This is a genomic window from Gordonia sp. OPL2, from assembly GCF_003797825.1.
GTDB lineage: Bacteria > Actinomycetota > Actinomycetes > Mycobacteriales > Mycobacteriaceae > Gordonia.
Window position 1 is genome coordinate 145,311 of the sequence record NZ_RKME01000005.1, and the last position, 22,630, is coordinate 167,940.

At 68.8% G+C, this 22,630-nt stretch carries 19 protein-coding genes and 1 riboswitch; of the genes, 10 read left to right on the forward strand and 9 right to left on the reverse strand.

The genetic code is table 11. The features are described 5' to 3' along the window. Positions 1–19 precede the first annotated feature (19 nt). The gene (locus tag EEB19_RS07605; RefSeq protein WP_187584755.1) at positions 20–232 is read right to left on the reverse strand and encodes a hypothetical protein; all 213 of its coding nucleotides are present in this window, start codon (positions 230–232) and stop codon (positions 20–22) included. Next, complete coding sequence (locus EEB19_RS07610; protein WP_316245464.1) at positions 229–1,659, reverse strand: PspC domain-containing protein; 1,431 nt, start codon at positions 1,657–1,659, stop codon at positions 229–231. The genes EEB19_RS07605 and EEB19_RS07610 overlap by 4 nt, the downstream gene beginning before the upstream one ends. 98 nt (positions 1,660–1,757) lie before the next feature. Between EEB19_RS07610 and EEB19_RS07615 the strand changes: the two genes are divergently transcribed. Together EEB19_RS07615 and EEB19_RS07620 are read left to right on the forward strand one after the other, a co-directional pair. Beyond that, on the forward strand, positions 1,758–3,074 hold the full coding sequence (locus EEB19_RS07615; RefSeq protein ID WP_187584757.1) for an ATP-binding protein: 1,317 nt from the start codon (positions 1,758–1,760) through the stop codon (positions 3,072–3,074). Then, positions 3,071–3,742: a response regulator transcription factor gene (locus tag EEB19_RS07620; protein WP_187584759.1), complete on the forward strand. Its 672-nt coding sequence runs from the start codon at positions 3,071–3,073 to the stop codon at positions 3,740–3,742. The genes EEB19_RS07615 and EEB19_RS07620 overlap by 4 nt, the downstream gene beginning before the upstream one ends. Positions 3,743–3,775: 33 nt before the next feature. Here EEB19_RS07620 and EEB19_RS07625 read toward each other — a convergent pair whose 3' ends face one another. Continuing rightward, positions 3,776–5,023: a serine/threonine-protein kinase gene (locus EEB19_RS07625; RefSeq protein ID WP_187584761.1), complete on the reverse strand. Its 1,248-nt coding sequence runs from the start codon at positions 5,021–5,023 to the stop codon at positions 3,776–3,778. A 79-nt stretch (positions 5,024–5,102) separates the two neighbouring features. Between EEB19_RS07625 and EEB19_RS07630 the strand changes: the two genes are divergently transcribed. The 3 genes from EEB19_RS07630 to EEB19_RS07640 all read left to right on the forward strand — a co-directional run bounded on the left by EEB19_RS07630 (position 5,103) and on the right by EEB19_RS07640 (position 8,639). Then, positions 5,103–6,140 carry an Rv2578c family radical SAM protein gene (locus EEB19_RS07630; protein ID WP_187584763.1) on the forward strand — a complete coding sequence of 346 codons (1,038 nt, stop codon included), beginning with the start codon at positions 5,103–5,105 and terminating at the stop codon, positions 6,138–6,140. Between the two features lie 130 nt (positions 6,141–6,270). Continuing rightward, the gene (locus EEB19_RS07635) at positions 6,271–7,044 is read left to right on the forward strand and encodes a hypothetical protein (RefSeq protein ID WP_187584765.1); all 774 of its coding nucleotides are present in this window, start codon (positions 6,271–6,273) and stop codon (positions 7,042–7,044) included. Continuing rightward, complete coding sequence (locus EEB19_RS07640; protein ID WP_187584767.1) at positions 7,044–8,639, forward strand: DNA polymerase Y family protein; 1,596 nt, start codon at positions 7,044–7,046, stop codon at positions 8,637–8,639. The genes EEB19_RS07635 and EEB19_RS07640 overlap by 1 nt, the downstream gene beginning before the upstream one ends. A gap of 4 nt (positions 8,640–8,643) precedes the next feature. On the opposite strand, the gene EEB19_RS07645 is transcribed toward EEB19_RS07640, so the two are convergent. After that, on the reverse strand, positions 8,644–9,726 hold the full coding sequence (locus tag EEB19_RS07645; protein WP_187584769.1) for an alanine racemase: 1,083 nt from the start codon (positions 9,724–9,726) through the stop codon (positions 8,644–8,646). Further along, positions 9,723–11,666: an SDR family oxidoreductase gene (locus tag EEB19_RS07650; protein ID WP_187584771.1), complete on the reverse strand. Its 1,944-nt coding sequence runs from the start codon at positions 11,664–11,666 to the stop codon at positions 9,723–9,725. Before EEB19_RS07650 ends, EEB19_RS07645 begins: the two co-directional genes overlap by 4 nt. A gap of 146 nt (positions 11,667–11,812) precedes the next feature. On the opposite strand from EEB19_RS07650, the gene EEB19_RS07655 reads away from it, so the two are divergent. Further along, positions 11,813–15,094, forward strand: coding sequence for an error-prone DNA polymerase (locus EEB19_RS07655; RefSeq protein ID WP_187584773.1), 3,282 nt, complete (start codon positions 11,813–11,815; stop codon positions 15,092–15,094). Between the two features lie 55 nt (positions 15,095–15,149). Beyond that, positions 15,150–15,377: a DUF167 domain-containing protein gene (locus EEB19_RS07660; protein ID WP_187584774.1), complete on the forward strand. Its 228-nt coding sequence runs from the start codon at positions 15,150–15,152 to the stop codon at positions 15,375–15,377. Between the two features lie 12 nt (positions 15,378–15,389). On the opposite strand, the gene EEB19_RS07665 is transcribed toward EEB19_RS07660, so the two are convergent. Beyond that, positions 15,390–15,854: a tRNA (cytidine(34)-2'-O)-methyltransferase gene (locus EEB19_RS07665; protein WP_187584776.1), complete on the reverse strand. Its 465-nt coding sequence runs from the start codon at positions 15,852–15,854 to the stop codon at positions 15,390–15,392. Between the two features lie 112 nt (positions 15,855–15,966). Then, positions 15,967–16,917 carry a serine/threonine dehydratase gene (locus EEB19_RS07670; RefSeq protein ID WP_187584954.1) on the reverse strand — a complete coding sequence of 317 codons (951 nt, stop codon included), beginning with the start codon at positions 16,915–16,917 and terminating at the stop codon, positions 15,967–15,969. 56 nt (positions 16,918–16,973) lie between these two features. Between EEB19_RS07670 and EEB19_RS07675 the strand changes: the two genes are divergently transcribed. The 3 genes from EEB19_RS07675 (at position 16,974) to EEB19_RS07685 (ending at position 19,883) form a co-directional block, all read left to right on the forward strand. Then, positions 16,974–17,852, forward strand: coding sequence for a bifunctional methylenetetrahydrofolate dehydrogenase/methenyltetrahydrofolate cyclohydrolase (locus tag EEB19_RS07675; protein WP_187584778.1), 879 nt, complete (start codon positions 16,974–16,976; stop codon positions 17,850–17,852). A 56-nt stretch (positions 17,853–17,908) separates the two neighbouring features. After that, positions 17,909–18,217, forward strand: a complete 309-nt coding sequence (locus EEB19_RS07680) for a DUF3017 domain-containing protein (protein WP_187584956.1) — start codon at positions 17,909–17,911, stop codon at positions 18,215–18,217. 76 nt (positions 18,218–18,293) lie between these two features. After that, on the forward strand, positions 18,294–19,883 hold the full coding sequence (locus EEB19_RS07685) for an Hsp70 family protein (protein ID WP_262365508.1): 1,590 nt from the start codon (positions 18,294–18,296) through the stop codon (positions 19,881–19,883). Here the strand turns inward: EEB19_RS07685 and EEB19_RS07690 are convergent. Together EEB19_RS07690 and EEB19_RS07695 are read right to left on the reverse strand one after the other, a co-directional pair. Next, positions 19,880–21,025, reverse strand: coding sequence for a homoserine O-acetyltransferase (locus EEB19_RS07690; protein WP_187584779.1), 1,146 nt, complete (start codon positions 21,023–21,025; stop codon positions 19,880–19,882). The genes EEB19_RS07685 and EEB19_RS07690 overlap by 4 nt on opposite strands. A 42-nt stretch (positions 21,026–21,067) precedes the next feature. Beyond that, positions 21,068–22,405 carry a bifunctional o-acetylhomoserine/o-acetylserine sulfhydrylase gene (locus tag EEB19_RS07695; RefSeq protein ID WP_187584781.1) on the reverse strand — a complete coding sequence of 446 codons (1,338 nt, stop codon included), beginning with the start codon at positions 22,403–22,405 and terminating at the stop codon, positions 21,068–21,070. 62 nt (positions 22,406–22,467) lie between these two features. Beyond that, positions 22,468–22,588: riboswitch (SAM riboswitch) on the reverse strand. Between the last annotated feature and the right edge of the window lie 42 nt (positions 22,589–22,630).

Consider the following 22,630-nt stretch of genomic DNA (forward strand, 5'->3'; position numbering starts at 1 on the left):
TGAGGCCGGCCCGCCCGGGTCAGCGGTGCCGCGACGACCGGGCGCCGGTGAGGATGAGGATCAGTCCGATCACCAGACCCCCTCCGACGGCGATCCAGCCGAGGTCGGCGGCCGACATCAGCGTCAGGTCGCCGACGAGTCCCCATCCGGCGACCACCAGGGCGATCACGCCGAGGACGATCAGTCCGGGCGCGCGATGACGGGTGTCGCGGGCGGTCGGTTCGGTACTCATCGGGCAACCTCCACATGGCCGATGTTCGTCGTGGCGTCGATCGTCAGGACGGGTCCTTCGGTTCCGTCGCGGCCACCGTCGAGTCCTGCCGGGCAGACGTAGTCGCCCACGGTGGAATCGCAGTCGGCGCGGACGTTCATGTTCTCACCGACCAGCACCTGGATCTCGCCGATCCCGCCGTGCAGTGCCACGGTGCGGTCGCGGGTGAGGTCGACATCGCGCAGATCGAGCACCATCTTGCCGACCGTGAGGCTGTACTCGCTCTCGATGTCGTTCTCGCTGATCGGTTTCCAGACGCGTTCTCCGGCACCACCGGCTGGCAGCCCGTCGAAGTGCCCGACCGCAGTCGTGGCCACCACGGCGACACCGAGCGCGAGGGCGAGCGGGACAAGTCCGGAGCTGTGGCGGCCGGTCTGCCGACGGCGCAGTCCGGCGTACACCAATCCCAGACCGACCACCGCGAGTGACATCGACAGGATGCGGGCGGGGGTGAACCAGTCGGCGCCCGCCTGATGCAACGCGGCTCCTGCGGCCCCGACGATGACGGCCAGACCGATGACGATGAGGGTCAGCGGTGAGCGCTGCCCGTCAGGCTCGGCGGGCAGCCGGTCCGGGGCGGGATCGGGGAGATCCCAGGCGAACTGGGCGGTCCCCAACGGATCCCACGCGGGCGGGGTGCGCCGGAGATCGTCGGTCGTCGGGTCTGCCGCGCTCGGCGGGTGGGGTGCCGCGGCGGTGCCGGGTACCGTCCCGGCCGTCGACGGTGCCGTCGATGCGTCGGTGACGTCGTGACCCGCACCGGGATCGGCCCCGGGGCGGGGCGTCATCGGAAGGGTCGTCGCCGCTGCGGGCACCGGTCCGTGGTGCGACGAGTAGGTCGTCGCGGTCCGCGGGGCGTTCATCATCGCGCGGGGTATCCATGGTTGGAGCTGATCGCCCGTATCGCCGGGTGCCGTGGATTGCCGGTGTGTGTTCGCGCTCGTCCCGACCGGGGGTTCCGGGGTGCGCTGATAGAGCAACCACCAGCCGATCAGCATGAGCGCCGCGCCGAGCAGCCCGCCGGAACTCCAGGTCGCGTTGGGCCCGAACGAGGTCAGGATGATGATCGCGAGGACGATGAGAAGAATGAACTGCGGCCGCCGGTGCCCGGGATGTCGTCCGCCATGCCGGAAGGCCGACCGCGCATGCCGGATCGAGCCGAGTTCGTCGTTGTTGCGATCCTCGCTCGGCAGTGCCACCCAGGCTGCGATGTACAGCACGAGCCCACTGCCGCCGAACAGTGTCGCCACGACGAACGCGATCTTGACCAGCGTCGGGTCCACCCGGTACCGGGCGCCGATGCCCGCACAGACGCCCGCGACCGTGCGGTTGCGGTTGGGCCGGATCGGCCGCGTCTCCCACATCCCCTCGAACTGCTTCGTGTCCATGATCCCCATCCTGTCGTCCGGATCGCGTGGGCACATCGGGGGAAGACCCTGATTCATCCCTGATGTCCTCGGGGGCGTCGACGTGCCACTATCGAGTCATGAGTAGTGGTGTGCCCGTACCGGCGTCACCCGCTGCGTCGTCACCTCCGGCCTTGTCACGTACGGCCCCGGCACCGGCGCCGCGGCTGGAGCGCCGCGACGGGGGACGTGTGATCGCGGGTGTCGCAGGCGGGATCGCCGATCATCTCGGCGTCGACGCATTCCGCGTCCGTGTCGTGTTCATGGTGCTCGCCGCGCTCGCCGGGGCCGGGGTGCTCGCCTACGGTCTGCTGTGGTTCTTCTGTCCGCCCGGCCACGACGAGGCGCCGCCCTCGCCCGGTGAGCGTCGTCAGGCCTACGGCCTCGCATTGGTCGGGCTGGTGGCGATGTCGGTGGTGGGCTTCGCCGCCTCGGGCACCCCGGCCGCCTACCTGGTGCCGTTCGTGTTCGTCGTCGTGGGTGCCAGCCTCGTGTGGCGCGAGTTCGACACCTCGCGGACCTCGCCGCGCACCCCGGCCGTGTTGACATGGACACGGCTGGTCGGCGGAGCGTTGCTGGTCATCGGCGGTCTGGTGGTGATCGTGCTGGCCGGCGATCAGAGCTTCGGCGGACTGTCGACGACCGTGCTCGCCGTGCTCGCGACCCTGATCGGTGTGGTCCTGCTGACCGTGCCGCTGTGGATGCGGATGTGGCGCGCGCTCAACGAGGAACGCGCCGCCCGCATCCGCAACGCCGAGCGTGAGGAGATCGCCTCACATCTGCATGACTCGGTGCTGCAGACACTCGCGCTGATCCAGAAGCAGGCGGGCAGGCCCGAGGAGGTCGCCCGGCTCGCGCGCAGTCAGGAGAGGGAGCTGCGCGGATGGCTGTTCGGCGATCCCGCGCAGCGGGCCGGGTCGCTGTCCGCCAGCCTTCAGGGGGTCGGTGCCGAGGTCGAGGATCACTACGGCATCGAGGTCGAGGTGATCACCGTCGGCGATCTGCGACCCGAGGACGAGCCGGCCGATGCCCGTCGTCGATGGGCGGCGCTCGTCGGCGCCACCCGCGAGGCACTCGTCAACGCGGCCAAGCATTCCGGGGAACGCAAGGTCGACGTCTACGGCGAGGTGACCGACGACCAGGTCGAGGTCTTCGTCCGCGATCGGGGCGCGGGTTTCGATCCCGACGTCGTCGACGAGGATCGGCAGGGGATCGCCCGCTCCATCCGGGCACGCATGGAGCGCGCGGGTGGCGACGTCGCCATCGACTCGTCGCCGGGCCGCGGGACCAACGTCCGGCTCACCATGCCCCGATCCGACGATGCCGGCCGGGCCGAGCACGACTCGGAAACCGCTGTGCCGATCGACCATTCACGTGAACAGGAAGGATCTCGATGACCGACCCGGGGACCTGCACCATCTTTCTCGTGGACGACCACGCCGTGTTCCGGTCCGGGGTGCGTGCGGAGCTCGCCTCCGAGGACGGGCTGCGGGTCGTCGGCGAGGCCGGCACGGTTCCCGAGGCGGTCGACGGCATCCTGACGATGCGGCCCGACGTCGTGCTCCTCGACGTGCACATGCCGGCCGGTGGAGGGGTCGCGGTGTTGCGGGCGGTGAACGACGCCGCACTCGCCGACGACGGGCCGGTCTTCTTGGCGCTCAGCGTCTCCGACGCGGCCGAGGACGTGATCGCGACGATCCGTGCCGGGGCCCGCGGGTACGTCACCAAGACCATCGATGGTGCTGCACTCGCCGACGCGGTGCGCCGTGTCGCCGACGGCGACGCGGTCTTCAGCCCCCGACTGGCGGGCTTCGTGCTGGACTCGTTCACCGGGAAGTCGGCGGCCCCGGAACCGCCCCTGGATCCCGAGCTCGACTCGCTCACCAAACGTGAACTCGAGGTGCTCCGGCTGCTGGCTCGCGGCTACACCTACCGGGAGATCGCCGACGAATTGTTCATCTCCATCAAGACCGTCGAGACCCACGCGTCGAACGTGCTGCGCAAGACCCAGCAGTCCAATCGCAACGCGCTGACCCGATGGGCGGCCACCCGACACATCGGGTGAGCGTGCCCGGCGGGGCCTCCGGTCGCGACCCGATCAGGCCGTGGCCGCGATGATCAGCACGATCACGAGGGCGAGCACGATGATGGCCGCGAACACCGACAAGATCAGCGTCGTCGACGAATTCGACGGCCCGGATCTCCGTGGTTTCGACGTCGGTGGCATCGACGCCTGTGGTGGGGACGCCTGTGTCCCCGGCCGGGACGACCCGGCCACCGTCGTCACGGGCGGACCCGGCTGTCCCGACTGCCCGCGGCCCGGGCCCGGCACGACGGTCTCACCCGGGGGCGGACCGCCGACCGGGAGATGCGTCCCGGTCGGATGGGACCGCGGTGGGCGGGGGGAGCGCTGTGCCCAGGTGGGCACACCTCCGTCGGGGGTGGTGATCGGACCGTCGAGCACGGCGCGGGTGCTGCCGCGGGAGCCCGCGGCCGCCCGGGCGAGCAGATCGCGCGCGGCCGACATCGACGGACGTTTGGCCGGACTGGGCTCGAGCAGTGCGAGGATGACCGGTTGCAGCGCACCGGCTCTGGTCATCGGTGTGATGCGGGCACGAGCCACCTTGTGCAGCAGTGCAAGTGAGTCGTCGTCCACGCCGAAGGGTGGCTGGCCCTCGACGAGTGTGTAGACGGTCGCACCCAGGGAGTAGACGTCGGACGCCTCGTCGGGTTCCGCGCCGCGGGCCACCTCGGGGGCGAAATATGCGGGCGTGCCGGTGATCACGCCGGTGTGCGTGAGGCTGACGTCGTCCTTGGCCCGGGAGATCCCGAAGTCGGTGATCTTGACCAGACCGGCGTCCCGGCCGGTTGTGGTGACGAGGATGTTGCCGGGTTTGATGTCGCGGTGGATGATGCCCGCCGCGTGCGCGGCGGTCATCGCATCGGCCACCTGCGCGCCGATCTGGGCGGCCTGACCGACCGCGAGAGTGCCCGCGCCGTGCAGTATCTGGGCGACGCTGCGAGACGGTAGATACTCCATGACGATCCACGGCTCGCCGCTGTCGAGGGCGACGTCGTGCACGGCGATCGCGTTGCGATGGGAGAGCTTGGCGGCGATCCGGCCCTCCCGCATCGCACGACGTCGGATGTTCTCGGCCGTCTCCTCGCTGAGCCCTTCTGTCGAGACCACCTGCTTGACCGCGACGTCACGTGCGAGGAGTTGATCGCGGGCAAGCCAGACGGTGCCCATGCCGCCACCGCCGATGCGCGAGGACAATCGGTAGCGACCGGCGACCAGGTACTGCGGCCCTGGTGTGCGGTGGCTCTCGGGTCGGGTGGGCGACATAGCAGCATGATAGTCGGGCGCGTCCGGGTGCGGATGGCCGCGCTTGACACGCAAATCGCACGTATGTTCGACTGTGGTCATGCGGTGGTCCGACCAAGGCGTCGAGGTCGACGACGGTGCTCTGCCCGGTTTGGGCAAGGCCGGTCTGGTGCGTTCGGTGCAGACCCCCGAGTTCGAGGGTGTCACCTTCCACGAGGTCCTCGCCAAGAGCGCCCTGAATCAGGTTCCCGAGGCGTCGAATCTTCCATTTCGATTCACGGTGAACACCTTTCGCGGGTGTACCCACGCCTGCCGATACTGTTTCGCGCGTCCGACCCACGAGTATCTGGACCTGGATGCGGGGCGTGACTTCGACACCCAGGTGGTGGTCAAGCTCAATGTCGCGGCCGTGTTGCGCAAGGAGTTGCGGCGACGGTCGTGGTCGCGGGAGACGGTGGCGCTCGGCACCAACACGGACCCGTATCAGCGCGCGGAGGGACGCTATCGCCTGATGCCGGGCGTGATCTCGGCGCTGGCGGAGGCGGCCACGCCGTTCTCGATCCTGACGAAGGGGACGTTGCTGCGGCGAGATCTGCCGCTGTTGCGACAGGCGGCACGCAAGGTCCCGGTGAGCATCGCTATCTCTCTCGCCATCAACGACGTCGATCTGCAGAAGGCCATCGAACCCGGTACGCCGACCCCGAAGGCGAGGCTGGAACTGATCCGGGCGGTCGCCGACGCCGGCTTCGCGCCCCATGTGATGGTGGCGCCGGTGATCCCGTACCTGACGGACTCGACCGCCCATCTGGACGGTCTCCTGGCCGCCCTCGCCGATGCCGGGGCGTCCGGGGTGACAGCGTTCCCGATGCATCTCCGGGGTGCCACCAAGCCCTGGTTCATGGAGTGGGTGGCGCAAGAGCACCCCGCGCTGGTGCGCCGCTATCGAGGGCTGTACGGACGGGGCGCCTACGTCACACCCGAGTACTCCTCCTGGCTGCGTGAGCGGATGCGTCCGCTGGTCGAGCGACACGGACTCGCCGGCGCGCAGGGGCTGCGCGGGGCGGCGTCGGGCGGTTCGGACTCACCGGCCGGCGCGGTGGCACAGCCCGAGTTGCAGCAGGCCCTGACCCTGTTCTGATCGGCCTCCCACCTCACGCGTTGACGGTTGTCGGTGGCCCGTCCTAGTATCGAATCAATCGAAAACATGTTCGAACAGCATGCATCTTCCCGGCGCGCTGATTGCGGAAAGTCGCTGGTCAGGAGGATGTATGAGTGTGTCTGTCGATGCTGTCGCGGATACCGCTGTCGGTCATGAGCTCGATCGGCTCCGGCGTCAGATCGCGGTGATGTCGGGCCGCCCGGACAGCCGGTCGGTCGAGGTGGCAGATCGGTCCGAGGATGTCCTGGCCGTCCCGGAGGCACTGGCCGAGCTGATGCCGCGGCGCGGGCTGGCGCGGGGAAGCGTGGTGGCCGTCGCCGGTGCCCGATCGATCCTGTTGGCGATGATCGCCTCGGTGACCGCGTCCGGCGGTCAGGTCGGGATCGTGGGCATGCCACAGCTCAACTTCGGGGCGGTTGTCGAGTTGGGTGGGGAGCTGTCGCGGATCGCGACGGTGCCCGATCCGGGAGTCGATCCGGTCGAGGTGGCCGGTGTGCTGCTCGACGGGATGGATCTGGTGGTGCTCGGTCTGTCGGGGATCTCCGTGCCGCCGTCGCGGACCCGCGTGGTGATGGGACGGGTGCGCAAACAGTTGTCGACACTGATCACCGTCGGTGGCGTCTGGCCGGGGGCGCAGATACGCATGGATGCCGAGGTGCTGACCTACCGACATCTTCCCGGCGATGCGGGCTCGGCCGACCTCGCCGCGGCGCGGGCAGGATTCGGGCGCATCGGCGGGGTGTCGCTGCAGGTGACCGTCACCGATCGCGGACGCCGTCGTCAGATCGGCGAGATCGACGTGGTGGCAACCGGTTTCGGTTCGGATCGACATGTGGGGCTGTCGACGGCGCAGGCCCGCCCGACGCTGGCGGTCGCGAACTGATGGGCGCCGGTCGTGTGCTCGCGCTGTGGTGTCCGGACTGGCCTGCGACCGCCGCGGCGATCGACGGTGAGATCCCGCCGCAGCATCCGATCGCGGTGCTCCACGCCAACCGGATCGTCGCGTGTTCGGCGCCGGCCCGTCGGATGGGGGTCCGCCGCGGGATGCGGAAGCGTCAGGCGCAGTCGGTCTGCCCGGAGATGACCGTGGTGGCCGCCGACGACCATCGGGACGGCCGGATCTTCGAGCCGGTGGTCGCGGTGGTGGCCGATCTGGTCCCGGTCGTCGAGGTGTTGCGTCCCGGCGTGCTGGTGATGCCGTCGACGACGGCCACGCGCCACTTCGGCGGTGAGGACGTGCTGGCCGAGAAGACGATCGACGCCGTCGCCGCCTCCGGTGTCGAGGCCCAGGCCGGCGTCGCCGACGAGTTGTTCACCGCCGTGCTGGCGGCGAGACAGGGCGCTCATGTCGAACCCGGGGGTGACGCCGCCTTTCTCGCCCGTCGGCCGGTCTCCGACCTCGCCCTGGAGCCCAGCCTGAGCGACCCCGGACGTGCTGATCTGGTGGATCTGCTTCGCCGACTGGGTATCTCGACGATCGGAGCGTTCGCGGACATGTCGGTCCGGGATGTGGCCTCCCGGTTCTCCGCCGATGCTGTCGTCGCACATCGCCTGGCGAACGCACTGCCCGGACGGCCGCCGTCGGGGCAGATGGCCCCGGCCGATCTGGTGATCGAGCACGAGTGCGACCCACCCATCGACCGCGTCGACTCGGCGGCCTTCCTCGGACGACGGCTGGCCGATGAGCTCGCGGGCCGGCTGGCCGCGGCGTCGGTGGCGTGCACACGGCTCACGGTGGAGGCGGTCACCGAACTCGGACAGCGTCATGCGCGGACCTGGCGATGTGCGCAGCCGCTCACGCCGGAGGCGACCGCTGATCGGATCCGGTGGCAACTCGAGGGATGGCTGACCGGCGGTCGGACGGGGGCGCACGGACGGCCGGATTCGCCGATCGGCGTGCTCCGATTGGAACCCATCGAGGTCGTTGCGGCGGGTGCGTTGCAATATGCGTTGAACGGCAACGGGTTACCCGAGGATCCGGAGGTCGACGAACGTGCCCGGCGCTCGCTGGTCCGGGTGCAGGGGCTGCTCGGCGGAGACGCCGTGCAGTTGCCCATCTCCAGTGGCGGTCGCGGACCGGGGGAGCGGATCACCATGGTCTCGCTGGGTGATGAACGGGTTCCGGCACGAGACCCGGGTGCGCCGTGGCCGGGCGGGATCGCCCAGCCGACCCCGGCGGTCCTGGTGGACACCCCGATTCAGGTGCTGGATCTGACAGGTCGCCCGGTGGAGGTCACCGGCCGCGGCGGGTTCACCGCCGAGCCGACCACGATCCGGATGGAACGCAACGGCCGGGACCGCGGCTCGTGGGAGCTGCGCTGGTGGGCCGGACCCTGGCCCACCGGCGTGGACACCGCTGCCGACACCACCTCCGACGACGCTGTCGTCGCCCGTGCACAGGTCCTGCTCGACGACTCGCGTGCCCTGTTGCTGAGATATCGCGCGCAGACCTGGGTCGTGGAGGGGGTGTACGAGTGAGCCGTCAGGCGTTCGCGCCGCGGGCGATCACCGGCCAGTGTTCCTCGGTGCCGTCGGTGGTGACGGCGATCAGGCCGTCGACGAGGTTCACCGCCGTACACACATGATTGGGCACCACGCGTACCTGGTCACCGGGAACGGGCAGCGATCCGACATCGACTGCCGCGTCGTCGAACTCGATCACCGCATGGTGTTCCGACAACGAGGTGATCCGCGCGTCGGCGTGATCGAGCAGCCGCCCGAAACCCGACGCCCACGCGGGACGGTCGGCACCCAAGATCTTGCTGCCGGCGTCGGCCACGATGCGGTTACCGGTGCGATGGACGACGGTGGCCACCGCCGTCAGCGCGATGTCGTCGGCGGTCGTCGTCCCCAGTTCCATCTGCTGCGCGTCCCCGAACGGATACACGCCTGGCCGGATCTCGGTCAGCACGTCCGATCCCGCGTACTCGATCGTCGGGGTGGAGCCACCGCTCCGCACGATCGGGTCGATCCCGTTGTCCCGCAGGCGCTGTGCGGCCATTGCGAGCGCGTCTGTCTCCTGTTGCGCGGCACGCCTGCGTGCGTCGCCCGGGCCGTATCCATGACCGGGGAAGGTGAACACGCCGACAACCCGCAGACCGACTCTCGCGGCCGCGGCGGCCACTGCCCCGGCATCCTCGGGCGGCACCCCGGTCCGATGCTGTCCGGAATCGACCTCCACGACGACGTCGATGTCGACGCCGCGGACCTCCGCGGCCATCCGGGTCGCGCCCTCGACCGAGTCGACCGCGACCCGCAGTCGTGCCGCTGCGGCGAGAGTACGTAGACGTGCGCCCTTGTGTTCGGTCACCCACAGCGGATAGGCGATGAACAGATCGGCGCCCCCGGGTGGCTGTGCTGCGGCGAAGGCCTCCGCCTCGCCGATGGTGGCCACGGTCAGTCCGACCGCTCCCGCGTCGAGTTGTCGCCGTGCGATCTCGGCGCACTTGTGGGTCTTCGCGTGCGGTCGGAGATCGAGGCCGGCCGCGGCGGCGCCGACGGCCACGGCGTGGACGTTGCGGTCGAGGCGCCCGACGTCGACGGTGAGATAGGGCGTGTCGTTCACGAGCGGGACTCGTCATCGGCGTCCGCGGACCGGCCCAGGGCGGCTGCCGACTCGCCGAACATCAGATACTCCTGATGGAGCACCCGGGTGATGAGCCGTGGGGTGAAACGATGCCCGAGCTCGGCGAGGACGCCGATGGGGGAGTTGACGTTTCGTGGCCGATCGAGAACCCCATGGAGGACCCGCGACGCCGCCTTGTCCACACCCCAGACGCCCGCCTGGTTCTCATAGGCCTCGGTGGGCGCGATCATGCGCGTGCGGACGAGGGGCAACCGGACGTTGGTGAAGGTGACGTGGTCGGACAGGGTCTCGACCCGGGTCACGTCGCTGAACGCCTCGAGGGCTGCCTTGGACGCCGCGTACGCGCCGAACCGGGCGCCCCGGGACTGCACTGCCACCGATGTCACGTTGACGACATGCCCCGACTGCCGTGCCACCATGTGGGGCAGCAGTCCGAGCGTCAGGTTGACGGCCCCGAAGTAGTTGACGGCCATCAGACGCTGGTGGTCATGCAGACGTTCTGTCGAGTTGACTGCGGCCCGGCGGATGGAACGACCCGCGTTGTTCACCAGGATGTCGACGTGATCATGCTCGGCGAGAACCGTTTTCACCAGCCCGGCGACGGATTCCTCGTCGGTGATGTCGCACGGATATCCGTGGATGCGTCCTGGTGGCACGCCATCCTTGCTGGCCGTCGCGCGCAGTTCGGAGACCGCTGCGTCGAGGGCCTCCGCGGCGCGGCCGACGATGATCACATCTGCTCCGCGGGCCACGCACATACGGGCGGTGGCTTTGCCGATCCCGGCCGAACCGCCGGTGATCAGGATCGTCTTGCCGACCAGCGGTCCGCGCGGGTCCGTCCGGCGGTGCCGGGTGGGGTCGAGATGATCCGCCCAGTACCGATACAGGCGCGGGCCGTAGTCGTCGAGGTCGGGCAGGGTGATGCCGCGTTCGGCCAGTGCGGCCACGGTGTCGTCGGCGCGGAAGTCGACGGTCAGCGCGATCGTGTCGAGCAGTGCCGGGGGGATGCCCTGCTGCGCCGCGACCAGATCGCGTCCGATGCGGAAGGGGCCGGTACCGGCCAGGGCGAGCAGCGGTTCGACCATTCCGTTCGGGACGACGTTTCGTCCTCGGGGAGCATCGAAACCCGGTGCGATCGCGTTGTACATCCCGGTGATGGTGCGCCGACGCGGATCGGCCAGGTGGTGGACCTGCCCACTGCGTTCCGGGTCGACGGCGGCCAGGGCGACGATCGCATCGGCGACGTAGTCGACCGGGACGATGTTGGTGTTCCCGAGGTCGGGCATCGGGAGCGTGAACGACGACGGCAACCGCCCGAGAACCGAGAGGTGGGGGAAGAAGTAGTACGGTCCGTCGATCTTGTCCATCGCGCCGGTGTGGGAGTCGCCGACGACCACCGACGGCCGATAGACGCGCCACCGCAAGCCTTCTCGCTCTCGGACGACCTTCTCCGCCTCGAACTTCGTGCGGTGATAGGGCGACGGAAAGCCTTGTCCCTTGTCGAAGTCGTTCTCGGTGAACGTGCCGCGATGATCGCCCGCGACCGCGATCGACGACACGTGATGGAGCAGCGCCGCGCGGGCCATCGCGAAGTCGGCGACCCGCGCGGTGCCCTCTACGTTCGCCGCCTGCTGTGTGTCGGCGTCGACGGTCATGTCGTAGATGGCGGCGAGATGGATGACGTGGTCGATGGGCGGCAGCTGCGTGCCGTCGAGACCGAGTCCGGGCGCGGTGAGATCGCCGGCGATCGGTTGCACGCGGCCGGTCGGGTCGATCTGGGCCAGCATCTCGCTGAAGCGGGACAGCGATCCTGCACGGACGAGTGCGAGAATCCGGGCCTCGGGTTCCACCGTGAGGAGTCTGTCGATGACCCTGCGTCCGATGAATCCGCTGCCGCCGGTGATGAAGTAGGTCGTCATGGGCGTGTCCTTACCGCTCGGTAAGTAGTCGATTTGTACACAGGGTGACACTTACATCGACGAATGGCAAGGTCCGCGGTCGAGGCTGGGTGTGGATCGTGGTGCCACCCTTGAGTAATCGAACACGTGTTCGATAGACTCTCGGGGTGGGATGGGATCAGGGGCCACCGACGTGGTCGGAGATGGAGCGGGTGCTCTCCGGTCGTGCGCCGGGCGGTGGTCGGCCGGGCGAGGCGTTCGGCCCCGGCGACAACTCCGGTGCCCTCGGTGACGGCGGTGACAGCCCGGCCTGGTCGCGTAAGCGTGGCGCCTATCGCTCCGATGGCATCGAGCGTGGTCGGTCGGCGGTGCCGTTCGCCGAACTCCACGCACACAGTTCCTACAGCTTCCTCGACGGAGCGTCGATGCCGGAGGAGATGGTCGAGGAGGCGCAGCGGCTCGGTCTGTCCTCACTGGCCCTCACCGACCACGACGGTTTCTACGGCATCGTCCGATTTGCCGAGGCTGCAAGGGAATTCGGGCTTCCGACGGTTTTCGGTGCAGAGTTGTCCCTGGAACCCGACGTCACGCGGACCGGGGTGCCGGATCCGCCGGGCGAACACCTCCTGGTGATCGCCCGCGACGGCGAGGGTTATCGCCGGCTGTCGCGCACCATCGCCGATGCGCACATGGTGGCCGGCGAGAAGGGGCTCCTGCGTTACGACCGCGACTCCCTGCCGGACCGGTCGGGCGGTCACTGGCTGATCCTCACCGGTTGCCGGAAGGGGCAGGTACGCCGGGCGCTCGATCGCGGCGGGCCCGAGGCGGCGCGAGAAGCGTTGCGTGACCTGGTCGAACGTCACGGGCTCGCGGATGTCGCGGTGGAACTGACCGCCCAGGGCTTGCCCGAGGACGACGAGCGCAACGCGACCCTGGCCGGTTTGGCCGCGGAGTTGGGACTGACGACGGTGGCGACCACCGGGGCGCACTTCGCGTCACCGCGCCGCCGACGACTCGCCATGGCGGTGGCCGCCGTCCGCGCGAGAACCGACATCGAGACGATCGACGGCTGGCTCCCCGGTGTCGCCGGCGCCCATCTGCGCAGCGGTGACGAGATGGTCCGTCTCCTCCCCGGTCATCCGGAGGCGATCGACAATGCGGTCGCGCTCGCCGCCGACTGCGCGTTCGAACTCGGACTCATCGCGCCGCAGCTGCCGCCGTTCGACGTCCCTTCGGGGCACACCGAGATCAGCTGGCTGCGGGAACAGACCCTGGCGGGAGCGCTGCGGCGCTACGGATCGCCTGCCGCCCACCCGCAGGCGTACCGGCAGATCGACCACGAACTCCGCATCATCGAGGCATTGACGTTTCCCGGCTACTTCCTCGTCGTCGCCGACATCGTGAACTTCTGCAAGACCCACGACATCCTGTGCCAGGGCCGGGGCAGTGCCGCGAACTCCGCGGTCTGTTACGCCCTCGGCATCACCAATGTCGATCCGGTGGCGAACAAGCTGCTGTTCGAGCGGTTCCTCTCACCCGAACGCGACGGGCCGCCGGACATCGACGTCGACATCGAGTCCGATCGGCGGGAGGAGGCGATCCAGTACGTCTATCGCCGTTACGGCCGGGACTTCAGCGCGCAGGTCGCCAACGTGATCACCTACCGTGGCAAGTCCGCGATCCGGGACATGTCGCGGGCGCTGGGCTATGCCACCGGACAGCAGGATGCGTGGAGCCGGATGCCCGACCAGGCGCCCGACGACGTCACCGAACTCGCCTCGGAGATCCTCGGGATGCCAAGGCATCTGGGCATCCACTCCGGGGGCATGGTGATCTGCGACCGTCCCATCGCCGACGTCTGCCCGACGGAGTGGGCGCGTATGGAGAACCGCAGTGTCCTGCAGTGGGACAAGGATGACTGTGCCGCCATCGGCCTGGTCAAGTTCGATCTCCTCGGACTGGGCATGCTCTCGGCTCTGCACTACGCGATCGATCTGGTCGCCGACCACAAGGGCATCGAGGTCGATCTCGCCACCCTCGACCTGACCGAGACCGCGGTCTACGACATGCTGTGTCGCGCCGACTCCGTCGGGGTCTTCCAGGTGGAGTCGCGCGCCCAGATGGCCACGCTCCCGCGGCTGAAGCCGCGTAATTTCTACGACCTCGTGGTCGAGGTCGCCCTCATCCGGCCGGGACCGATCCAGGGAGGATCCGTGCACCCGTACATCCGGCGGCGCAACGGGATCGAGGAGACGACGTTCGAACATCCGTCGATGCGCAAGGCTCTCGACAGGACCCTGGGTGTGCCGTTGTTCCAGGAGCAGCTGATGCAGCTGGCCGTCGACGTCGCGGGGTTCGATGCGGTGGAAGCCGATCAGCTGCGGCGCGCGATGGGATCGAAACGATCGCCCGAACGGATGGAGCGTCTCCGGCAACGGTTCTATGCGGGCATGGAGGAGCTGCACGGTATCACCGGCGACATGGCCGACCGGGTCTTCGAGAAGATGGCCGCGTTCGCCAACTTCGGTTTCCCGGAGAGTCATTCGCAGAGTTTCGCCTCGCTGGTGTTCTACTCGTCGTGGTTCAAGTTGCACCATCCGGCGGCGTTCTGCGCGGCGTTGCTGCGAGCGCAGCCCATGGGCTTCTACTCCCCGCAATCGCTGGTGGCCGACGCGCGCCGGCACGGTGTCGTGGTGCACCGTCCCGACATCAACATCTCCCTACCGCACGCGAACCTGGAGAACGCGGGGATGGAGGTCCGGCTGGGGCTCGGTGGCATACGCGGGATCGGTGACGACGTCGCGGAACGCATCGTCGAGTGCCGCGAGCGCGACGGCGACTACACCGATGTCACCGATGTGTCCCGTCGCGCCGAGCTGACGGCCCGTCAACTCGAGGGATTGGCCGGTGCCGGGGCGTTCTCCGGGTTCGGGGTGAGCCGACGACAGGCGTTGTGGGAGGCGGGTGCCGCCGCGACGGTGCGGGCGGATCAGCTGCCCCTCGAGTCGGCAGCGGCCACCCCGACCCTTCCTGGTCTGTCCGATGTGGAGCTGGCGGCCACCGACGCCTGGGCGACCGGCATCACCCCGACGTCGTATCCGACTCAGTTCCTGCGCCCACGACTCGATGCGTTGGGAGTGATCCCGGCCGACGGACTGCTGTCGGTTGCCGACGGTTCACGGGTGAGTGTGGCGGGGGCGGTGACCCACCGGCAGCGTCCGGCGACCGCCTCGGGTGTGACGTTCATCAACTTGGAGGACGAAACGGGCATGGTGAATGTCGTCTGCTCGGTCGGCTTGTGGACTCGACACCGGAATCTGGCACACTCGGCATCGGCTTTGCTGATCCGAGGGACCGTGCAGAACGCGGAGGGGGCGGTGACGGTCGTGGCGGAACGATTGCAGCGCCTGGATCTCCGGGTCGGAACTCGTTCCAGGGACTGGCATTAACCAGGCCGGGGTCACACTCGGCATCCGAGATTGGCATCGAACAGGGAGGGCCGCCATGCCGAGGCAGATCGTGGTGACCGTGAAGCCGAGCAGTCGGAAAGGTCCTCTGGTGGAGACGGGCCCGGACGGGTCGGTGACCATCTTCGTCCGCGAGCCGGCAGCCGAGGGACGCGCCAACAAGGCCGTCGCCGAGATCCTCGCGAAGCACCTCGGGGTGCCCAAGAGCAAGGTCGCACTCGTCGGCGGGGCGACCGCCCGGACGAAGCGCTTCCGGATCGACTGAGAATCGGGAGGGTCAGACGGCGCCGCCGAAGCCGTTCTGCCGCCAGGCCTCGTAGACGACGATGCTGGCCGCATTGGCGAGATTGTGCGACCGGCGTCCGGCGAGCATCGGGATGCGCAGCCGTTCGGTGACCTCCGGCTGGTCGAGGACCTCATCGGGGAGTCCGGTCGGCTCCGGACCGAACAGCAGGACGTCGCCGGGACGGTAGTCCACGTCGGTGTGGTAGCGGGTCGCGTGCGCGGTGAACGCGAACACCCGCTCCGGCTGTAACGCCGACCACGCCGTCGCCAGATCGGGATGCACTGTCACCGTAGCCATCTCGTGATAGTCGAGTCCGGCTCGCTTCACCTGTGCATCCGACATCGAGAACCCCAGTGGCTCGATGAGGTGCAACTCGGACCCGGTGTTGGCGGCCAGCCGTATCGCGTTGCCGGTGTTCGGCGGGATGCACGGCTGATAGAACATGATGCGGAACATGATGTGCACACAGTACGACGCACCTCATCGGCGAGACCGCCTGACCCGGGAGGGGATGGCCGGCCACCCCATCACGACGCACGGTCTCGTGCCGACCGACGGTACGCCCAGATCACACCTCGAGCGACGTGTTCGCTCCGCACAGCACGACGCACAGTGTCGAATCCGGCTCCGGTGCAACGGCTCCGGTGAGAACGGCGGCGACAGCGGTGGCGGTGCCGTGTTCGGTGAGGATGCGGAAGGACTCCCAGAGCATCCGGCGTGCGGCGACGAGATCGTCGTCGGTCACCACCACGCTCGACACCGGACGATCGGTGATGGTCGCCCAGCAGATGTCACCGAGCCGCGTCGCGCCGAGCGAATCGGCCGCCACGCTGTCGAGGTCGACGGATACCGGCTCGCCATGCTCGAATGCCCGGTGCAGGCACGACGACCCGACGGGTTCCGCACCGACGACCCGGTCGCCCGGCCGCATCGCCGCGGTGAGTCCGCCCAGCAGACCGCCGCCGCCCACGCAGACGACCGTCGTCAGCGGGCCGTCGACCTCCTCGGCGAGTTCGAGTGCGATCGTGCCCGCACCCGCGACGATGTCGGGTTGGTCGTAGGCATGCAGCAGGAGCGCACCCGAGTCGGTGGCCATCTCCACCGCTGCGTCGGCGGCGTCCTGATAGCGCTCGCCGACCTGATGGACGACGGCACCGAGTGAGCGGAGTCGCTCGACCTTGACCCGGGGAGCGGTCTCCGGCACGACGACCGTGCAGGTCGTACCGGCGATCCGGGCCGCCGACGCCGCCCCGATCGCGGCGTTCCCGCCCGACGCGACGAGGACTCCCGCCTCGCCGAGTCGGCCCTCGGCACGGGCCGCCAGGACCGCGTTCAGGCTCCCGCGGGGCTTGAAGCAGCCCCCGATCTGTGTGTACTCGAGCTTGAGGACGACGTCGATAGCTCCGTTCACACCGTTGAGCGTCGTGCGCAGGATCGGTGTCCGCCGGAGGTGGCCGTCGATACGCTCCCGCGCCGCACGCACATCGTCCGCTGTGAGCGCCCGCGGCCCTCTCTGCATCCCGGGTCGTGTGTCCACGTCGAGTCACAGTATCCGTAATGGAACAATGGACTCCCGTGAGTGCGATACGACTGGACGGCAAGGCGACCCGCGACGAGATCTTCACCGATCTGAGCGTGCGGGTGGAGAAGCTGCGTGCCGAGGGCATCACCCCCGGGCTCGGCACCGTCCTGGTCGGCGACGACCCGGGATCACAGTCGTATGTGAAGGGCAAGCACGCCGATTGTGCACGCATCGGAGTCGCGTCGATCCGCAAGGATCTGCCTGCCGATGCGACGACCGAGGAGCTCGACGCCGCGATCGACGACCTCAACGCCGACCCCGCGTGCACTGGCTACATCGTCCAGCTGCCGCTGCCGCGCCACCTCGACGAGAACGCGGCGCTCGAGCGCATCGATCCGGAGAAGGACGCCGACGGACTGCACCCGATCAATCTCGGCCGTCTGGTGCTCGGCAAGGAGTCGACACTGCCGTGCACCCCGCGCGGTGTCGTCCACCTGCTGCGGCGCTACGACATCCCGATCGCCGGTGCCCGGGTGGTCGTCGTCGGGCGCGGCGTGACGATCGGCCGACCGATCGGGCTGCTGCTGACCCGACGCAGCGAGAACGCGACCGTCACGCTCTGTCACACCGGGACCGCTGATCTCGCCTCCGAGGTGTCGCGCGCCGACATCGTGATCGCCGCTGCCGGCGTGCCGCATCTCATCACCGCCGACATGGTGAAGCCGGGTGCCGCCGTGATCGACGTCGGGGTCAGCCGTACCGACGCCGGACTCACCGGTGATGTGGCCCCCGAGGTCTGGGAGGTCGCCGGTCACGTGTCGCCCAATCCCGGCGGAGTCGGGCCGCTGACGAGGGCTTTTCTGTTGGTCAACGTCGTCGAGCGCGCCGAGGCGCAGTTGGCCGCACGGTCCGGGGCGGGGCCGACCGGGTGAGTCCGGACGCCGCCGGCGGGGGCCGGACGACCCCGCGCGCGGACCGGGCGAGCACCATCACGCGCGTCGAGCGAATCCGTCACGCGCGAGCCGTCCGGCGGTACATAGTCCAGATCCCGTACTTCCTGGTCCTGCTCGGTCTACTGGTCGCGGCGGTTCTCGTGTTGTTCGATCGCTGGCGTCGTGGGGCATTCGTGTTCGGTTCGGCACTTCTTCTCGGTTCGCTGCTCCGCGCTCTCATCCCGACCTCGAGAGCCGGATTGCTCCAGGTGAGGAGTCGTTTCTTCGACGTCGCCGCCATGGCCGCGGTGGGGACTCTCATACTCTGGCTGGCGACGTCGATCGATCCTTTGGGCACAGATTGATTACAATAGAGATCAACACGTGACCTGAGCCCTGACGAGGGCGACCACATCCGGGGGAGTACGTATCACTTCGACGATGACCACCGAGAGCTCGACGATGCCCGACGAATCCACGTCGATGGGTGTTTCCGCAGGCGACGGCATGATCCATTACGTCCTGCTGACCCGCGACGACGTCGGGCGCAGCATCGTCGACACCCGAGTCATCGACGTCGACCGCAGCGACGGACTCGATGTCGCCGGGCGCGTGAACGCCGGTATCGACCTCGTCCTCGGAACCGCCCGCGACTCGAACGTCCGGGTCGGACCGATCGGCGTGGCCGCACGGACCGCCAAACAGCGCCGCGAACTCCAGTCGCGGGGCGCCGGGCCGCGTCGTCAGATCCACCTCGTCCACGACGACGAGGCCGTCGTCGCGTATCTGTCGGCCACGGGTCAGATCAACCGCTTCTCCTCTGTCGTCATCGTGGACTGCGGCGACACCGGGATGTCCCTGTACACGGTCGAGCCCTCGACGAGCCGGATCTCCGATCCGGAGCGGTCACGGGCGCTCACCGGACGCAAACTCGACCGGGCCATCGTGGCGCAACTGGTGTCCGACGACAGCCCGCAGGACCCCATCGGTGCCCGGGTGCGACGGGGCGCGTTGCTCAGCGCGTGCCGCACCGCGAAAGAGGAGATCTCCGCACCGCCGACGTCGGCGGGGACCGGCTCGATCCTCGTCGCCGACGGCGGCGGCCACATGACACTCACCGCAGAGACGATCGACGCGGCGGCGGGCCCGATGATCGACGAGGCCCGCGACGTGCTCGCGCGCTACCTCGCCGACCTCGCCGACCGCGGGAACCGTCCCGAGGCGGTCGTCCTGGTCGGTGGCATCGCGAACCTCTCCGCCGTGCGGAGGATGGTCACCCGTGATCACGGCGTCGAGATCGTCGTCCCGGACGCTCCCGAACTCGCCGCCTCGATCGGGGCCGCCATCCTGGCGCGTGCCCAGACCGTCGCCGAGACCACGTCGCGACTGGCCTTCATCGGTGGCCGCCGCAATCGCGAGTGGCTGTCGGCGACACCACTGGCCGTCGTCGGCGCGATCCTTGCGGCGGCGATGATGACGATCTACGCGGTCAGTTCGTCGCTCACCGGACAGAACGGTCCCGCGCCGTCGCCGTCGTCGCAGACCACCGCTGCACCCACGACCACCACCGAGGCGGTGACGTCGCAGCAGTCGCGGGTAGTGACCACGCAGGAGCCGCAGCCGCAGATCCCGCAGACCCCAGAGCAGGCTCCGGTGGCCACGCCGCAGCGCACCGAACCGCGCTGGGGTGATGCACCGGGTTGGGCCACAACCGAACTGCCGCCGACGACACAGCCGGGAACTCCGTCGACGACGACGCGGACCCTCTCGCCGTACCCGTTGCCGTCGCTGCCGTGGCCGACCGGGACCCGGCCCACGCCGACGATCCCACCGGAGTTCCTGCCCCCCGGGCTGGCGCCGCAGACGACCGCTCCGACACCACCCCCGCCGACCCCCGATGACGAGGTGCCCCAACGGGAGACGCCGTCGTCGCCGTCGCCGCAGGGCGCGGGTCCACAGGGTGCGAACGATCGGGATGTCACCCTTCCGGGGGTGACCACCACGCCACCGCCGCCGGCGCTCGGCGACTAGCGGGCGATCTCCACGGTCTGCTTGAGCAGGTCGCTGATCGCATCGAACTCGGTGAGGAATCCGTCGTGTCCGTTGTCCGAGTGCACCACCTGCAGGCCGCCGACACAGTTGCCGAGCAACTCGGCCAGTTCGACCTGTAAACGCAAGGGATACAGTCGATCCGAGGCGATGCCGCCGACGATGACGGGAACTGTGCACTCGCGCAGCACCTTTTCCAGGCTGCCGCGATTGCGACCGACGTCGTGGTTGTTGAGGACCTCGCTGAGGACCACGTAACTCCCGGGATCGAATCGCTGGATGAGCTTGTCGGCCTGATGCTGTAGATAGCTGTCGACCGCGTATCGGCCGCCGTCGAGCGGATTCTCGTCGCCCTGGGCATCGTTCGCGAACCGCTGATCGAGCTCGGCCTCTCCCCGATACGTCAGGTGCGCGATCCGGCGGGCGACACCGAGGCCGGCCGTCGGGACGCGCCCGGACTCATGATAGTCACCGCCCTGCCACGCAGGGTCCGCTTTGATCGCCGCGATCTGTGTTGTCTGCGTACCGATCTGGTCTGCGGTCGCCCGGGCGCCGACGGCGAGGACGAGCGCGCTGCGGACCAGTTCCGGATACTCGATGGCCCATTCGAGGGCGCGGGCGCCGCCCATGGACCCGCCGATCACCGCACCGATACCGGTGATCCCCAGCTGATCGATCAGGGCGCGTTCGGCACGCACCTGATCGAGGACGGTGATCGCGGGGAACCGGGAGCCCCATGGGCGGCCGTCGGGCCCGGGCGATGCCGGTCCGGTCGAACCGCGGCATCCACCGAGGACGTTGGCCGAGATGACGCACCATTCGTCGGTGTCGATCGCGGCGCCCGGTCCGATGAGGCCGTCCCACCAGCCCGCCGCCTGATGGGCGCCATCGGCCGGACCGGTGACGTGCGAGTCGCCGGTCAGGGCATGCAGGGTGAGGATGACGTTGTCCCGGGTCGGCGACAACGTCCCCCAGCGCTGGAAGGCCAGGGTGACGTCGTCGATCCGACCACCGTTGTCGAGTGAGACCGAACCGATGTGTGCGCTCGACATCGCACCGTCCGGGACGGATTCCCAGTCAGGACGATCAGCGGGCTGGGCCTTCGATTCGAGACTCACCGACACAATTCACTCACTCTTCGTCTACACCTCGTCTTGTCGTCGCGATTACTTCGCCGCAGCGAACCCCTGCTCGAGATCGGCGACGATGTCGTCGATCCCCTCGATGCCGACAGCCAGGCGCACGAGGCCCGGGCTGACGCCGGCGTCGATCTGCTCCTCCGGGGTCAGCTGGCTGTGCGTGGTGGACGCGGGATGGATGACGAGGGATCGCACGTCACCGATGTTCGCCACGTGGCTGTGCAGCGACAGCGCATCGACGAACTTCTTGCCCGCATCCACACCGCCGGTGATCTCGAAACCGACGATCGCGCCCTGGCCCTTGGGGAGGAGCTTCTGCCCGCGGTCGAACCACCGCGACGAGCGGAGTCCCGCGTAGGCGACCGACTCGACCTGGGCGTGGCCTTCGAGGAACTCGGCCACGCGCTGTGCGTTGGCCACGTGGCGCTCGATGCGCAGGCTCAGCGTCTCCAGACCCTGCGCGAGGAGGAAGGCGTTGAACGGGGAGATCGCGGCGCCGGTGTCGCGCAGCCACTGCACCCGTGCCTTGAGCGCGAATGCCGGTGCGCCGAGGTCGGCGAACACCGCACCGTGGTAGCTCGGGTCGGGCGTGGTGAATCCGGGGAACAGATCTTTGCCGTCACGCTGCCCGCGCCAGTCGAAGGTGCCGCCGTCGACGATGACGCCGCCGATCGCGGTGCCGTGCCCACCGATGTACTTGGTCGCCGAGTGCACGACGATGTCGGCTCCGTGGGCCAGGGGATTGAGCAGATACGGAGTCGCGACCGTGTTGTCGACGATCAGTGGCAGCCCGTTGCGGTGAGCGACGTCGGCAATGCCCTCGATGTCGAGGATCTCGTTGTTCGGGTTGGAGATCGTCTCGCCGAACAGGGCGCGGGTGTTGTCCTTGATCGCAGCCTGCCAGGAGTCGAGATCCTCGGGGTCCTCGACGAACGACACCTCGACGCCCAGCTTCGGCAGGGTGTAGTGGAACAGGTTGAACGTGCCGCCGTACAGACGCGGGCTGGACACGACGTGTCCGCCGGTCTCGACGATGTTCAGGATCGCGTAGGTCTCGGCGGCCTGACCAGAGGCGACGAGCAGTGCGGCGACGCCACCTTCGAGTGCGGCGATGCGTTGCTCGACCGCATCCTGGGTCGGGTTCATGATCCGCGTGTAGATGTTGCCGGGCTCGGCCAGACCGAACAGGTTGGCCGCGTGTTGCGTGTCGTTGAACGTGTACGAGGTGGTCTGGTAGATCGGCAGCGCACGTGCATTGGTGGTGCTGTCGACGGACTGACCCACATGGATCTGCTTGGTCTCGAAGCTCCAGTTGTCGGCAGGATTGTCGACTGGATCGAGGGTGCCGTCGGGGACGTCAGACATGGTGGTGTGATCGCTTTCTACGGTCGGCAGGGTGCAACGACCCTGGTGGGGTCCGACCTTCGGACCCGCGCTTGCCTCGGAACCCGTCTCGGATTCCTCAACCCGGTCATCACCCGGAGCACCCCACCGCGGTTGGAGGGTTGCCGATCAGCAAGCCGGGGCTTGGCGCTGATGCTCATGACCTGGCGTCAAGGATATAGCACGGCTCGAGGTGTACGAGAACCC